The sequence below is a fragment of the Pedobacter sp. UYP1 genome (assembly GCF_040547305.1).
Taxonomy (GTDB): Bacteria; Bacteroidota; Bacteroidia; order Sphingobacteriales; family Sphingobacteriaceae; genus Pedobacter.
Genome location: NZ_JBEPPL010000010.1, coordinates 141,034 through 156,957, shown reverse-complemented (window position 1 = coordinate 156,957; position 15,924 = coordinate 141,034). Strand labels below are relative to the sequence as shown.

Annotated in this window: 15 protein-coding genes; 4 read left to right on the top strand and 11 right to left on the bottom strand. The window is 40.4% G+C overall.

Annotated features, from left to right (window positions below; all coding sequences use genetic code 11):
* Positions 1-85 precede the first annotated feature (85 nt).
* Entirely contained in the window at positions 86-760 is a 675-nt protein-coding gene (locus tag ABIB30_RS18620; RefSeq protein ID WP_354304555.1) for an FMN-dependent NADH-azoreductase, read from the top strand.
* 350 nt (positions 761-1,110) lie between these two features.
* Here ABIB30_RS18620 and ABIB30_RS18615 read toward each other — a convergent pair whose 3' ends face one another.
* The 6 genes from ABIB30_RS18615 to ABIB30_RS18590 all read right to left on the bottom strand — a co-directional run bounded on the left by ABIB30_RS18615 (position 1,111) and on the right by ABIB30_RS18590 (position 8,013).
* Positions 1,111-2,019 (bottom strand): helix-turn-helix domain-containing protein, encoded by a 909-nt coding sequence (locus ABIB30_RS18615; RefSeq protein WP_354304554.1) that lies wholly within the window; start codon positions 2,017-2,019, stop codon positions 1,111-1,113.
* 53 nt (positions 2,020-2,072) lie between these two features.
* Positions 2,073-2,837: an SDR family NAD(P)-dependent oxidoreductase gene (locus ABIB30_RS18610; protein ID WP_354304553.1), complete on the bottom strand. Its 765-nt coding sequence runs from the start codon at positions 2,835-2,837 to the stop codon at positions 2,073-2,075.
* 92 nt (positions 2,838-2,929) lie between these two features.
* Positions 2,930-4,261 (bottom strand): xylose isomerase, encoded by a 1,332-nt coding sequence (gene xylA, locus ABIB30_RS18605; protein ID WP_354304552.1) that lies wholly within the window; start codon positions 4,259-4,261, stop codon positions 2,930-2,932.
* 20 nt (positions 4,262-4,281) lie between these two features.
* A complete protein-coding gene (locus tag ABIB30_RS18600) occupies positions 4,282-5,757 on the bottom strand; it encodes a xylulokinase (RefSeq protein ID WP_354304551.1) in 1,476 nt (491 codons plus the stop codon).
* Positions 5,758-5,762: 5 nt separating this feature from the next.
* Positions 5,763-6,329, bottom strand: coding sequence for a gluconate 2-dehydrogenase subunit 3 family protein (locus tag ABIB30_RS18595; RefSeq protein ID WP_354304550.1), 567 nt, complete (start codon positions 6,327-6,329; stop codon positions 5,763-5,765).
* A 4-nt stretch (positions 6,330-6,333) separates the two neighbouring features.
* Positions 6,334-8,013 carry a GMC oxidoreductase gene (locus ABIB30_RS18590; protein WP_354304549.1) on the bottom strand — a complete coding sequence of 560 codons (1,680 nt, stop codon included), beginning with the start codon at positions 8,011-8,013 and terminating at the stop codon, positions 6,334-6,336.
* Between the two features lie 222 nt (positions 8,014-8,235).
* On the opposite strand from ABIB30_RS18590, the gene ABIB30_RS18585 reads away from it, so the two are divergent.
* Positions 8,236-9,081 (top strand): AraC family transcriptional regulator, encoded by an 846-nt coding sequence (locus ABIB30_RS18585; RefSeq protein WP_354304548.1) that lies wholly within the window; start codon positions 8,236-8,238, stop codon positions 9,079-9,081.
* Between the two features lie 78 nt (positions 9,082-9,159).
* The gene (locus tag ABIB30_RS18580; protein WP_354304547.1) at positions 9,160-9,534 is read left to right on the top strand and encodes a DoxX family membrane protein; all 375 of its coding nucleotides are present in this window, start codon (positions 9,160-9,162) and stop codon (positions 9,532-9,534) included.
* A gap of 2 nt (positions 9,535-9,536) precedes the next feature.
* Here the strand turns inward: ABIB30_RS18580 and ABIB30_RS18575 are convergent, their stop codons facing one another.
* Positions 9,537-10,370, bottom strand: coding sequence for a 3-keto-disaccharide hydrolase (locus ABIB30_RS18575; RefSeq protein WP_354304546.1), 834 nt, complete (start codon positions 10,368-10,370; stop codon positions 9,537-9,539).
* A 99-nt stretch (positions 10,371-10,469) separates the two neighbouring features.
* On the opposite strand from ABIB30_RS18575, the gene ABIB30_RS18570 reads away from it, so the two are divergent.
* Positions 10,470-11,225, top strand: coding sequence for a hypothetical protein (locus ABIB30_RS18570; protein ID WP_354304545.1), 756 nt, complete (start codon positions 10,470-10,472; stop codon positions 11,223-11,225).
* Here ABIB30_RS18570 and ABIB30_RS18565 read toward each other — a convergent pair.
* Genes ABIB30_RS18565 through fabD form a run of 4 tightly spaced genes read right to left on the bottom strand, consistent with a single transcriptional unit; the run spans position 11,213 to position 15,923 of the window.
* Positions 11,213-11,962: a 4'-phosphopantetheinyl transferase family protein gene (locus ABIB30_RS18565; RefSeq protein WP_354304544.1), complete on the bottom strand. Its 750-nt coding sequence runs from the start codon at positions 11,960-11,962 to the stop codon at positions 11,213-11,215. The genes ABIB30_RS18570 and ABIB30_RS18565 overlap by 13 nt on opposite strands.
* A gap of 5 nt (positions 11,963-11,967) precedes the next feature.
* A complete protein-coding gene (locus ABIB30_RS18560) occupies positions 11,968-12,621 on the bottom strand; it encodes an MBL fold metallo-hydrolase (protein ID WP_354304543.1) in 654 nt (217 codons plus the stop codon).
* Between the two features lie 11 nt (positions 12,622-12,632).
* A complete protein-coding gene (locus tag ABIB30_RS18555; RefSeq protein ID WP_354304542.1) occupies positions 12,633-13,589 on the bottom strand; it encodes an acyltransferase domain-containing protein in 957 nt (318 codons plus the stop codon).
* Complete coding sequence (fabD, locus tag ABIB30_RS18550; RefSeq protein WP_354304541.1) at positions 13,590-15,923, bottom strand: ACP S-malonyltransferase; 2,334 nt, start codon at positions 15,921-15,923, stop codon at positions 13,590-13,592. It lies immediately after the preceding gene.
* Between the last annotated feature and the right edge of the window lies 1 nt (position 15,924).

The following is a 15,924-nucleotide window of genomic DNA, read 5'->3' as shown; positions in this document are numbered from 1 at the left end:
AGTATCAGGGAAAATAATCCATTCTTTCAGCAGAATTTACAAGCCAATTTTGCAGCATTGATAACCCTTTAAAATTCATATTGATATGATCAATATCTTACATGTGATAGCTTCTCCAAGAAATGAGAAATCTATTTCAACAAGTATCGCCTCAACCTATATTGACGGATGCAGAAAAAAATATCCAGGATGTACAATTAAAACCATAGATGTCTGGAAAGATGCGCTTCCAGAATTCGATGAGCACGCACTTAATGCAAAATATGCCGGATTACAAGCTATAGCCCTAACTGCACAGCAGGTGGAAGCCTGGAATATCATCAGAAAAATTGCAGCTGATTTTCACCAGGCGGATCTGATTTTGTTCAGCGTTCCAATGTGGAACTTTGGAATACCTTATAAACTGAAACAGCTGATAGATCTGATTAGCCATAAAGACATCTTATTCACTTTTGATGAAAATGGATTTAACGGCAAACTGATGAATAAGAAAGCTGTACTGATTGCCGCGCGAGGTGTAAATTTTGCGACAGGAACAGCTACTCCAGAAGCCGAATATGATTTCCAGAATAGTTATATGCTGATGTGGTTAAAGTTTATCGGTATTTCTGATGTCACCATCATCAAAGCCGAACAAACACTATTTGGCAAAGAAGCAGAAATAGAAGCCGTAAAAAAGGCTTTTGAAGTAGCAGAGACGGCTGTGGCCGCTTTAAATAAAGGTATGCATATTGAACTGCTGCCTTATGGAATAAAGTAACGGCTGTACATCCTGGCTTTACCGCTACTGAATTTTCCGAAGTACACTTCAAAGGAGACCAACAGAAGGCAACTGATGTATATGAAGGTTACATTCCCTTACAAGCAGAGGACATTGCAGAGAGTATTTGGTTTGCAGCATCACGGCCCGCACATGTAAATGTGAGTGACCTGCTAATTATGCCCAGCGCACAGGCTTCGGTGGGACAAATCTTCAAAAGTTAAATTTCCCTCTTGCAGCAATCCTGTTTGCAAGAGGGAAATCTTTAAAATCATATTTAAATTACGGACGATAGACGGTCGGAATCAGGAACAATCAGTAACTGGGATTACGAGCGAAAGGCAATTGGTTTAAGAGCGAAACGCAATTGGTTTAATAGAGGTTTGCTTTTTAAAAAAATTTGAAAAGTGGGCCAAATCATCAAACCCCAAACTATAACTGATGTCCGAAATACTCCAGTCTGTTTGCTTCAACAAGATTTTTGCCTCTTGAATTACCCGCAGTGTAATAATACTGGTCGTAGTCTGACCAGAACTTTCCTTCAATACTTTATTCAGATGGTTTACATGGACAGCCAGCCGGTCTGCATAATCCTTAGCCGTCCGGAGCATCAATCTTTGTCCTGAGGTTTCAATTGGAAATTGCCTTTCCAATAGCTCTACAAATAATGAAGTGATTCTTTCCGCAGCATTTTGTACCACATGGAATGGAGATATAGGCTGTAACTTTTGCCCATAATGGATAACTTCCATTACAAAATTACGGATCAGGTCATATTTATAAACATAATTGGAGTCCATTTCCCGGTGCATTTTCCTGAAAATAATTTCAAGTTCTGCACTCTCTTCTGCTGAAAGCTGAAAGATAGGCAATTCCCCGGGCTGGAATATAGGTAAGTCGTCCAGGGCAATCCCGACCTTATTTTTAGCCAGGAATTCTGCTGTAAAAATGCAGAAAAGACCAGTCTGATCGTCATCATGGGCTACCCAATTATAGGGTATTCTTGGTGTCGCAAAAAGAAGGGCACTTTCCGGGATTTCAATTACTTTATCAGCATACTCGGCCCTGTTTTTTCCCCTGATCAAACTAATCTTATAATATGCCCTTCTACTATAAGGCATAATCCGGGTACCGGTTTTTTTATCAAATAGCTTATCAATTTCAAAAATATTGAAATGGCCAATCTCCCTGTTGATATCTACAGGAAGAGTGGCCGTTACTTTTTGATAAAATTCTTCTAAGGATGTTTCTTGAGGCATATCATTTTGCAAAAATCAAATATAACAATCCCATTGAGAATCAAATGGAGAGCTTAAAGACTCATTCCTCCTGACACCTCAATACGCTGCGCAGTAATCCATTTGGCATCTGGTGTACATAAGAAAGCTACAACACCGCCAATATCCTCAGGTAAACCAACACGTCCAAGCGCAGTAATACCACTAATGTGTTTATTAATTTGCTCATTATCACGCACAAGACCGCCTCCAAAATCAGTTTCTATAGCTCCGGGTGCTATTGAATTCGCATTGATCCCCCTTGCACCAAGCTCTGCTGCCAAATACCTGGTAAAAACTTCAATTGCTCCTTTCATAGACGCATAAGCAGAATATCCATGCATACTCATCCGCGAAAGACCAGAAGAAACATTCACAATACCACCCTGATCATTCAATAGATGCAATGCCTTTTGTGTCAGAAAGTAAACTCCTTTAAAATGTACATTCGTTAGCTGATCAAAGATTTCCTCACTCATATCTTTAATTAAGGTATTGTGACCCACCCCAGCATTGTTGATTAAAAAATCAAATTTATCTGCTTGAAATGTATCCTTAAGCACTCCTTTTAATTGTTCAAAAAACGAATCAAAGCTTTTCACATCACCAGTATCCAGGCGAAGAGCCGCAGCATTTTGTCCGGCAGCTTTAATTTGTGCAACGACTTCTTTAGCATCGTCTTCTTTATTCAGGTAAGTGATCACAACATCAATACCTTTTTCTGCAAGTTTAAGTGCCATATTTTTACCTAGTCCGCGGCTACCGCCAGTGACCAATGCTATTTTACCTTTGTTCTCCATAATCATATCTTTATTTTGATACTACAAAGATCTGTTACAGCAGCCCCTCTTGTTTGAAGATTTCAATCCGTTATTTGCGAATTTCAAATAATCTAGATATATCTGTTAACCAGATTTTCCAGATACTCCTGTTTTCCACTTCGTATTTCTGGTTCCCCGTTTTGCACAGCATAATTCCTTAAATCTTCTAAACTTAATTTACCTTGCTCAAATTCGGCACCTTTACCACTATCAAAAGAGGCATACCTGTCGGACCTTATCTTTTTATAATCCGATTTTTGAAGGATAGCATCTGCAGTAAGCAGCGCCCGTGCAAAAACATCCATACCACCAACATGGGCATAAAACAAATCAGCAGGGTCAGTTGAATTCCTGCGGATCTTGGCATCAAAATTCACACCTCCCCCTTTTAATCCACCACTCTCTAAAATGACAAGCATCGCTTCAGTCAGTTCATTAATATCAGTCGGAAACTGATCCGTATCCCAGCCATTTTGATAATCACCACGGTTGGCATCTATAGATCCCAATAAACCACTATCCGCAGCAACCTGTAACTCATGCTGAAAAGTATGCCCCGCTAAGGTTGCATGATTCACTTCTATATTCAGTTTAAAATCAGCAAGCAGCTCATACTCCTGTAAAAAACTCTTTACCGTAGCTGCATCATAATCATACTGATGTTTAGAAGGTTCACAAGGTTTAGGTTCGATAAAAAATGTTCCTTTAAACCCTTCTTTTCTTGCATAGTCTTTAGCCGTATGAAGGAATTTAGCCAAATGTTCCTGCTCGCGCTTCATATTGGTATTCAATAAACTCATATAACCTTCTCTGCCGCCCCAGAAAACATAATTCTCTCCACCAAGAGCTATAGTTGCATCTAAAGCAGCCTTCACCTGGGCAGCCCCATGCGCTAAAACATGAAAATCAGGATTAGTCGATGCGCCATTCATATAGCGTTGATGACTAAACAAATTGGCTGTTCCCCAAAGTAATTTTACTCCGCTGCTCGCCTGCTTTGCTTTGGCATAGTCAACAAGAGCCTGTAATCTGCGCTCATTTTCAGCAATATCATTTCCATAATCAACTATATCCACGTCGTGAAAACAGTAATAGGGCAATTGCATTTTCGTTATAAATTCGAAAGCAGCATCCATTTTATCTTTTGCCCTTTCTATCGCATCCTTCTTTTCATCCCATGGAAAAACATGAGTAGCTCCACCAAAAGGGTCGCCACCATTCCCATTAAATGAATGCCAATAAGCACAAGCGAACTTCAAATGTTCCTTCATGGTTTTACCAGCTACTACTTTATTTGGATTATACCATCTAAAAGCCAGCGGATTATCACTCTCTAAACCTTCAAATTGAACTTGTTTTATTCCTTTAAAAAATTCTTTTTCTCCAATTACTATTCTTGTCATATCTGTATTTTTATTCAGCTTTATAAAGCCTTATTTAAAAGATTTTTCCATTCGGTATACAAGGGCTCATAGGCCTCTGTATTTTTAGGCTCTAAATACCTGACCGGTTCATGATGGAGGAATGCTTCTTCCGCATTTTCAAAAATGCCTGCTCCAATACCAGCACCTATTGCAGCACCCACACTGCCATCATTTTCATATAATGCTATAGGAACACCGGTCACATCTACAAATGTCTGGGCAAAAAGCTCGCTTAGAAACAGATTCGCCATTCCCGCTCTGATCACCGTTGGCTGCATTCCATTTTCCCGCATGATATCCAGCCCATAACGAAATGCAAAAGCGATGCCCTCTTGTACTGCCCTGAAGATTTCAGGCTTTCCGTGCACATTAAGATCGATTCCCAGCAATTGTGCACCTGTATACTTATTATTCAGTATCCGTTCTGCCCCGTTGCCAAAAGGAAGAACTTTCAGGCCCTTGCTTCCAACAGGAGCAGTTGCCGCCAGCTCATTCAGGGCATCATAAGACAAATCTGGTGCGAAATTATGCTTTGCCCATCTGTACATACTTCCGGTTCCATTGATACACAATAGCATACCTGTGTGTTTTTGAGTTGTACTATACGTAACATGGGCAAATGTATTTACCCTGGACTCAGGGTCATAAATCAAAGCATCACTGACCCCATAAATCACTCCGGACGTGCCAGCAGTTGCCGCCACCTCTCCAGGCCGGAGCACATTTAAAGAAAGCGCATTATTAGGCTGATCACCCGATTTATAGGCGACTGGAATGCCTTCCTGTAACCCCAATTGCGCTGCAATGTCTAAATTAAGCCGCCCATGTACAGAGAAAAGTGGCTGGATATCAGGTATTATATTTTGATCAAAACCATAATAATCCATAATATCTTTTGATAATTCGTCCTGACGGAAATCCCAGAATATCCCCTCAGACAACGCCGGAATGCTTGTAGTGATGTTCCCCGTCAGCTTCATTGCAATAAAATCGCCAGGAAGCATTGCTTTCGCTATCTTTTGATAAAGCTCAGGCTCGTTATTCTTTACCCACGCAAGTTTTGAGGCGGTAAAATTTCCCGGAGAGTTTAACAAGTGATGCAAACATTTTTCCCTCCCGATTTCGGTAAAAGCCTCTTCACCCAACTCAACAGCTCTGCTATCACACCAGATTATACTATCCCGCAACACCTTCTGGTCTTTGTCTACCAGCACCAATCCATGCATTTGATAAGCAATACCGATAGCCGTGATAGCTTTAGGATCAAAATTTCCGGTTGCATTTAGTCTGAGTATAGCCTGAGTTGCATGCGCCCACCAAATTTCAGGAGACTGTTCAGCCCAGCCAGTCTGCAGAGACTTAATTTCAACTTCCTCATCAGGATATTGCGCTGTGGCAATCCTTTTCCTGGTTGCGATATCCACCACAGAAACCTTGATGGAAGATGTACCTATATCAATTCCTAGTAAATACATATGTCCTAAGCCCAGGCCTTATCGCCTTTTTTATAAGGAACTGATCCTTCGTAATGGCCCGGTACAGCGATATAACGCATTGCCTTTGTACAACCAGGTTCTGAAGAAAAATAGCCTAAAAGTGTCAATTGCTTCATCATCGTAAAATAATGAGCAGGTAAATCACCTCTTTTAGCCTGGTAGGCTTTAGCTTCCTTATCCAGTGTAACCAACAAGGATAGTTTTTGATCCTTCGTAGCTTTTATAAATTCACAGCCATGCATCTTTTCACAGGCTGCATTAAGTTTACCGATGCCTTCGCTGAACACTTTCTGATCTTTTTCTTCATAACAATCATTCACCATCACTGTCATAAAAGCACCTGCTTTAGCTGCCTTAGCCCCAGGAGTCTTTGTCGCAGGCAATATGGTATCAGCAACTTCATCCAGAAAATCCTGATCCTGCTGACTAAAGACCAGCTTATTTTGCAATTTCCCTTTTTCAGGACTACAGCCAGTCAGTAAAGTATTACCTCCAATAATTGCACCGCCCGTAAGCAGTGCAATCATCTTTAAAAGTTCTCTTCTTTCCATCAGCTTAAATGTTATTTTTCTTTAATTCACTCACGGCGTAATCTACTGCTCTTGCAGTTAAAGCCATATAAGTCAAGGAAGGATTCTGGCAAGCTGAAGAAGTCATACAAGCACCATCAGTCACAAATACATTCATACAGTCCCAAACCTGGTTCCACTTATTCAAAACAGAAGTCTTTGGATCTCTTCCCATTCTGGCGGTTCCCATTTCGTGGATGCCATGCCCTAATGCATGTCCATTGTCCCAGGTATTGATATTTTTTATTCCAGCAGCATCAAACATTGCCCTCATTTCTTCCTTCATATCCTTGCGCATTTTCAGCTCATTCTCCTTCAACTCAGCATCCATGGCCAGTACAGGCAAACCCCACTTATCCTTCTTATTTTTATCCAGTGAAACTTTATTTTCATGATATGGAAGAATTTCACCAAATCCAGTTGCCCCAATAGTCCATTTTCCTGGCTCAGCTAAAGCATCCTTAAAATCACCTCCAATATTCAGCTCAGCAATCTCGCGTCCCCAACCTTCCCGGCTTGCACCACCCTGATAGCCAAAACCGCGCAGGTAATCCCTTTTATCTCCACCCAGATTTACAAATCTTGGAATATAGAATCCATTGGCTCTTCTGCCATACACATATTGATCTTCAAACCCTTCAACCGATCCGGAAGCACCTACATTATAATGATGATCCATTACGTTATGCCCTAACTCGCCGCTGCTGCTTCCTAAACCACCAGGCCAGATATCAGTCGCAGAATTCAATAAAACCCAGGCTGTATTCAACGTCGAGGCACAAAGGAAAACGATCTTGCTTTTAAATTCATAAGTCTGATTAGTCCCGGTATCCAGTATCTCTACTCCTGTCGCCTTTTTTGAATTCTTATCATAAAGAACCTGCTTCACTAAAGAATAAGGTCTTACCGTAAGGTTCCCGGTTTTCATTGCCGCAGGTAAAGTAGAAGACTGGGTGCTGAAATAGCCTCCAAATGGACATCCTTCCCAACAGCGGTTCCTGAACTGACATTTAGTTCTGCCGGGAATTGCAGCAGTAAGATTAGCTACCCTTCCAATAATTAAATGCCTCTTTTCATGGTATTCCTTTTTTATTCTTTGTGCCATATCCTTCTCCACACAATTCAACTCCATAGGAGGTAAAAAATGTCCATCAGGTAAATGCGCGATATTTTCTATAGAACCACTAATGCCTGCAAATTTCTCTACATGATCATACCAGGGAGCCAGATCTGCATAACCAATTGGCCATGGTGTAGCTATACCATCCTTTTCATTGCCTTCAAAATCCAGCTGACTCCAGCGATAAGACTGTCTGCCCCATAAAATAGAACGGCCACCCATCCGGTAACTGCGCCACCAGGTAAAAGGTTTGGTTTCAGTATAAGGACAATCCTGCTCATTTGCCCAGGCGTCCATTACAGCTTCGTTGGCTGCCCAGCCACGATGAATAACAGGATAATTCTTTTTCTGTTCAGCTGTTGTACCTCCCCGGTGTTCAAATTCCCAGGGATTTTTCTGCGCAGTCTTATAATCTTTAACATGATCGTAAGGGCCACCACGTTCCAGCATCAAGACTTTTAAACCTTTTTCACAAAGCTCCTTTGCGGCCCAGCCACCGCTGATGCCAGAACCGACTACAATCGCATCATATGTACTATCTTCCATAATCAGCGTTTATTGAAATTTCATTCATAAAAATATATTTGGTTTTATTCAGGTTAAAATTGTCTCAGCGTCAAAGAATTCGTTAGTTTTAAATCTACAGAATAACACAAGCCCTGTTCAACCGTTATTTATTAAAAAAAATATGCTATCTGATCACTTATTAGATTTAGCAACGTAATTTCATGTTCAGATAGCAGTTGAATAACATACATTTCCCGTTTTATGAAGACACTCATTCAGAAAATCCATGTAGAAGAATATAACTCTTTCGCTTGCCGGACTTACAAAACACCTGATTTTGAAACGGCCTGGCATAAGCACCTGGAATGTGAATTAATTCTGATTACTGAAGGAAATGGAACTGCACTGATTGGTGATTATATTGGAGAATATAAACAAAGTGATATCTTTTTACTCAATACCAACGTACCGCACTGGTTTAGAAAATCACAGAATACGACTATCGGAAGTGCAATTGTAATTCATTTTATGAGAGATTTCTGGGGTGAAGGTTTTCTGGCCCTACCAGAAATGAAAAATATAGCAGGGTTATTAGACAGTAAAAACACAGGAATTCAGCTTCTGGAAAACTTATCAAATGATATTGCTGTATTAATCAGACAACTGGAGTTTGCTACAGGAATTGAACGTATTCAGCTCCTGATCAACTGTATGCAAAAGATCAGTACTTCAACGCAGCAAAAAATCATTACAACGGCTTTTGACACCATGACCAGCGGTGAAGAAAATTCAGTCATTGAAACGATTATTGACTACTCCTTTAAACATTTCCTTGATCCGATTTCTTTAAAAGAAGTAGCAGGGATTACCAATATGTCTATCCCTGCCTTCTGCCGTTTCTTTAAACGGAATATTAAGAAAAGCTATTTTGATTTCATTAAAGAGATCAGAATTGGACATGCTTGTAAACTTCTGAGAGAAACTAACCGGCCTGTTTTAGATATTTGTTACGATAGTGGTTATAACAGCTGGGCACATTTTAGCAAGCAGTTTAAAGCCGTTATCAGGATATCCCCATCAAAATACAGAAAGCAACATATAAAATAAGATCATTTTTTTTTCAAGCTAACCCATTGATTTTCAAATTTTAAACAGTAATTTAAATCCCACAAAAATCTAATTAAAATGAAAATCGTAAAAACTGTACTCTGTATCCTTTTCGCTTTGATGTTTATCAATGCCGGGTTAAACAAACTCTTCAATTATATGCCCATGCCTAAAATGACGGCAGAGCAAATGAAACTCATGGAAGCTTTTGTCAGAATTTCCTGGCTAATGCCTTTTGTGGGAATCGTTGAAATCATAGGCGGCCTGCTCTTTATACTACCAAAATACAGAGCCCTTGGTGCTATTGTTATTTTCCCTGTGATGGCAGGCATTATAATCCATAACGCTATTTATGAGCCAGCTGGTCTAGCTATTGCGTTGCCATTTTTCCTGATCAATCTTTGGATCATAGGAGATAACTGGGGCAAATACAAACCTATGATCGATGCCTGAAACTAGTCATTTAAAATCTTCCCGATAACCTGAGCTAATTTCAATTTATCTTTTGAGTAAGGCTGCAGATTAAATAGCCTTACTTTTTTAAATTCAATAGGATGACTTTCGCTCTGCAAGGAAATATAGCCGCCTGTTAATGCTTTGCCATCTACTTTCATTTTCGGATCATAATTGGACACGTTGCCACCACCAATCTGAGGTTTTGTATATTCAAGAACTACTTCCTTATCAATAATATGCTTAATTACTGAATCCCCTAAAACCAGGAATCTGGCAGTAACCCATTGATCGCCCGCATAAGTTTTTGACCTGGAGTCTAAACAATGTGGTGTAAACAATTTTCCTTCATAAACGATTTGTGTGCCGGGTGTACAAACATTGCTGGTATGACGGTCATGTGTACCATCACCTCCTAAAATTTGTCCTTCTACAGAAATCGGGAAATCCTGATCCTTCAACATAGTTTCAGGTGCCTGCCCATGCAACATAGCCCCACTATTTCTATAAGCCCAGCCTTCACCTCCCTTGGCTTGTTCACCCACAAAACGATAAGTAACCTCTAATAGATAATAAGAGAAAGGCTTTTTATAAAAGATATGGCCATATTGCTGATCAAAATCTCTATAACCATCATAGCTTACTTTCATCAAACCATCTTCTACCCGAAAAGTGTTTGCATAGTTCTCGTTATAGTTGTGCTTGGAAATTTTGATATTCCAGTCTTTCACATCTTTTCCGTTAAAAAGATCGATCCAGCCTTTTTGAGCTGAAGATTGATTGACACAGCAGAAAGACAGCGCAATAAGAAGCGACAAGGTAATTTTTAGTTTCATACGTACAGACAAATGGTTAGCTCTTAAAAGTAAGTAATTAAATGAAAGCAGGCAATAAAACAAACATTATAACTATTTTGCTGCCAATTTAAGCTAATAATGTATCACATAACAACTACAAATTCTGGACAATATGAACAAACCTCCCGAATCGGCGGAGTCGCTCATATCAACCAGGCAGACTATCCTGTTTGTCCGGTTACGCAAAAACCAATGCTGCTTTTAATGTCTTTGAAGAAAGACCTTTTTGATAGTGGTTTTGCTGTTAACAATTTACTGGAAGACAGCAATTATTGCATCAGCATATTTTTAGCTGTCAAAATACATCCGGAATTTGGAATTGGAACCAATATGCCAGCACTCTATACTGTCAATGATCCCCTACAGTCTGAGAAAATAAAGAATGGTACAGTAAAAGTTATTTTACATTACGATACAGGGAAAGCGGTGGAGTTAGCAGCTATGCCACCTCCTATTCCAGAAAGAAAAATAGTCCTGACCAAATTCTCAGCACAGGAAACAAAAGATGACTTTCCAGCGGGCCAGGAATGGTTTGAAGGTTCAAAATTAACCACATCAAAATTTGGGGCACAATTTCCTGCCTGGTTGCAAGAACCCATCAATATAGATCCGGAGATCATGACAAATTTCGCCCCTGTATTCAGAGGATTCTTTGGGCCGGAGTTTATTTTGCAACTAGAAGATAAACTGATTTCAGCTATCAGCCCCATCCATAGTGGTCTGTTAGGAAATGACGGAATTGGTTATTTATACCTGCCTACAAGCGTAAGAAACTTTGTCAAAAAGTATCAGCAGCCGGTTGAAATCGGGAATTTCTTTATTCAGGATACCTGAGCTGCCCTGTCTGGCAAATATAACTTCCTGATCACTGCCAGATCCATTATACTCTTGCGCGGTAAAACAATAGACCAGGCATAACCACCAGCCAACCATGACAAGGACTTGTATTGCGGAAAATTAAGAAAATCACAAATCACGACGTCCTCCATATGCTGTATATTATCCACTTCAAACAGTTCAAATGGAGTCATTAAACCTGTTTTCAGCACTTTCGATAAAGCTTCCTTAATGGTCCATAAAAGCGTAAGGCTTTTGTGCACGTCACTATGGATCAAATGGAGTTTGCCTTGTTCTCTCAAACCGACAACCTCTCTGATCGTTTCACTTTGCTCCGGATTAATAAGTTCTACATCTATTCCCATCGGATGGCTCTCCGGATAAACGATAGCCATCCCTATTTTTTCCGTATGCGCGATGCTAAGCTGTATATTTCCCCCTTCAGGCAAATACAGCACTGGTTGCTGAAATATCCCAGCAGTGACCTCCACTGCTGTCATCACATCATTTTCTGCAAAAGCACTCCAGGCACTTTTAGCAGCAAGTCTTCCCAGCAAATAACTATGTTGAGCCCGCTCAAATTTTAAACCAGCAAAGTAGTTCAGTTCATTGGGATGCAAAAACGAATAGCGATTGTCTTTTAACTCACCCAATGTTTGGTCCACTATAGCAATAGCAGCAGGAAATTGTCCTTTAGCTCTTTGTAAAACAAGCTTTTCAACAGTAACAGGCATAAATATTATTTAAAAGCAAAAGGATCAGGTTGATTTTTACGCATTCGGAATTCTATAAATGCCTCTTTCTTGTTCAATAGAAAATAGATATTATTCTTCAGCAAAAAGTTAAGTTCTTTACCTGGGGTCTGGCCAAAAGAATGGCCTGGCCAGATCAGCGTATGCGCTGGTAAATATTGCTTTATAAATTGCACAGAATTGAATAAAGAACCGACATTCAGCTCGCTGCTGATCCCTACTCCCTCGATAAAAATAGTATCCCCTGTAAAACAATGCCCGCCAATCCAATAACACATACTGCCTTTAGTATGACCGGGGGTCAGCAAAGCAGTAACCATAAAGTCATCCACCACAAACTCTTGTAAATGCTGTACTGCAATTAAATGCTGGACAGTGAATCCATATTCTCTGATTTCAATTGCAGACATATAGACGGGAACAACGTGTTTTTCTGCAAAATCCGCCGCAAGATTAGTATGGTCATGGTGATAATGCGTTAAAAGTATCCCCTTTAAGGTGATCTCATTCTCCTGCAAAAAATCATTGATCAACTCATAATCCCATGCAGGATCAATCAAAATACCCGAATTACCTTCATAAATAAGATAACACTGGTTTTTTATATGTTCATTAGATACCCGAAAAAGTTTGACTTCCATGTGCTCCTGTTTTACCCTATAATAGCCTGTAACTTCTTCAATTGTTTCATTTCTCCCTGATAAGGACTCATAATCTGGAAGATTTCAGACTCAGTATCCAAATGTAAATTATATTTCACAAAAGCAGCACTGGTTCCTGAAGGCCCCATGTCAATATATAAACAAGAACCCTTACTTTCAAAAAAATTAACTACTTCCGGAAAATTAGTATACTGACTTACCACCTCCCAGAAATAACCTTCAGGTAATCTCTCCATTTCTTTTCCTGTAAAACCAGATACAAAACCAGGTTCAGGGTTTCCCAAAGCAGTCGCAGCAGCCGTATATTGACTAAAACCTGCACTTGCCTGCTGTAGCAAAGGAGAATGAAATGGGGTGGTTACCGGTAAACGGAAGAAGCTGATCCCCAGCTTAGACAATTCCAGCTCAAACAACCCTAAATCGCCCACCCTGCCAGCTAAAGTAAAATGCCCTTTAAAATTATCTGAAGCAAGAAATAGCTCATGCTGCAGATAAAGATCTTTCATTTTTTCTTCTTCCGTAAGTACAGCCAGCATTCCACCCTCAATATCACTGCGGCATATTGATTTTGCTTGTTCTATAGCAGCTTCTATAGCCGCAGTGGCATTCCAGACTCCGCTAGCTACACCTGCGGCAAATTCCCCTAAACTATTACCCGATACAAAATCCGGTTTGATCCCCATATCCATAATTACCTCATATAAAGCAATTTCAACAGCAACAATTGCTGGATGTGTAATCAGCAGCTCGTCAAAAGGTTCTTCATTTTTTATATAAAGCTCATCAATCAATGAACGGTTCAATTGCTGCTGTACTACTTCATCCATCTTTTCCAGGCTGCTTTTGAATTTCGGATGCTGTTCAAATAACGCTCTGCCCATGCCCCGGTAATGACTTCCCTGTCCGGAAAACAACAATACTACAGGCTTTAAACTACGTTCAATCATTTAATTGTTCACCATTAAGGCAGCATCCTCTAATAATTTCGCTGCGCCAACCATAATGCTAATCCCTATTTCATCTACATGACGCTTTTTCCAGCTTTCCTGCTGCGTGCCTTTTACCCATTGATTAAATGCACCCAGTGCCGAACCTGTATGTATTTGGAAATTAGTCTTATTTTCTATGTTTCCTTCAAATGCAAGTTTATTCGTATAGCCAAAATACCAGCGGAATACCAAAGCCATTTTATTCTTGGGATTTTGTTCCGCCTTAACAATCTCAGCTTCTGCGCCTGTTCCCTTACAATAAACTCTGACTTCGTCCCATATTTCAGCTATTGTTTTACCAAAATAGGTCTTCTCCAGCTGGATCAGGGTCTTTTCAGGGATGTCATCTAACCCATTATACTGGTTATACAAAGCATAAAGTTTATTAGCTCTGGCTGCAAATAATACGCCCTTGCGCAACACTTGTACTTTTGCTCCAATCTCAAACATATCACCCGCTGGAGCATAATCCGTGTCCTGAACATTAATGTCCTGCAAAAGATCTTTTACAGCATCACTAGTTCCCGCTTCTACAGTGCATTGATTAATAGACCCTGTAAGGATGAAATCTGCACCCATTACATAAGCGCAGGTTGCGGCTTGCGGCGTACCAATACCACCAGCCAGCCCAACACGGATAGCTTGGCCATAAGCGTACTCTGCTGTGATATCTGTTCTCAAACGTTGAATCGAAGGCAATAAGACCATCGCAATTCCACGGTCAGTATGTCCACCCGAATCTGCTTCCACACAAATATCATAACTCATCGGTACTAACCTGGAAAGTTCAGCCTGCTCAGCACTAATCAACCCATCTTCTAGTAAACGTTTCACCATCTTTTCTGGTGCTGGCCGCATAAAGACCTCCGCTACTTCCGGTCTGGATACTTTAGCTATAATTTTATGTTTGCAGACCACTGCGCCATCGGCTCCTTTTTCTAAACCTTTCAACCTATAATAAACCAATGCTGGCATCATTTGCATATAAGCAGAAGCCTCAATATTGGTCACGCCATAACGAAGGAAAAGTTCAGCAACCTTCATTTCAAACGCCGGGTCATTCAGGTTATGCAAGAAATTAACGCCATAAGCTTCCCCATTAGTTAACTCTTTCTGAATCTGTATAATGTTCTGTTCCATTTCGGCCAATGACATTCCTCCGGTTCCCAGAAAACCAAGCATCCCTGCTTTTGCCAACTTAACGACAAGCTGACGGGAAGCAATCCCTCTGTACATTGCCCCTGCAACATAGGCGTATTTCAGTCCATAATCTTTACGGAATGCCTGACTTCCCAGGCGGGTGGATAAGCAGCTTTTGCCGATCTGCTTGCCATTTACCTTGACAGACGAACCATTTGTATGGGATTTTTCTCCAGCAACTACTTTTTCTCCGGCATCCACCTTTTCCATCATAACATCTTTTTCCATCACAACGCTCTTTTCATCCACTATCGGCGTACAATTCTCCTTAATTTCATTGACCATTTTAGTCAGAATAACGCTGCCCGTCTCTTCATACTCCTCTACACCTTTTCCCATCAGCGTACGGATCGTATCTGTCCACTGCACAGAACTTTCAATCTGTTTAGCCAGCAAATCAGTTACCTGGCTATCCTGATAAGGCTTTGCTGTAACATTGGCAATCACAGGAGTCTGCAGCGCAGAAAAACTAAAGTCCTTTAAAAACTCTTCAAATTCAACTGCCGCCGGTTTCATATACCTGGAATGGAAAGGAGCACTTACAAAAAGTGGAAAAATCTTAATCTTCCTGCCCTCAAATTCCTGTACAATTCTGTTGATTGCATCCTGCGGGCCAGCAATTACAATCTGAGTGGGCGTATTGATATTGGCAATATCAATATCGGTATAACCGCCTTCGTCTAACATTTGCTGTACAGCTTCTACTTTGTGGCCTAATACCGCAGCCATTCCACCACCTGATGCAGCAGCCATTAATGCTCCTCTTTTCTGAACCAATCTCAACCCCGTCTCAAAACTAAATGCCTCTGCGGCGAGTAAAGCATTGTACTCACCCAGGCTATGGCCAATAAAATAATCAGGCTTGATTCTTGGCTGACTTGCATAATAAGTAAACGCATTCACTACATAAAGCGCTGGCTGTGTAAAGGCTGTTTTACCCAGCTGACGCTCAGGATCTTTAATACATAACTCTTCAAGATCGTATCCTAATATATCAGATGCGCGTATAGTTTCCTGTTTAAATGTATCAAAAAAAGCCTTCCCCATTCCTTTGTATTGCGATCCCTGTCCGGGAAACATAACTACTTTCATA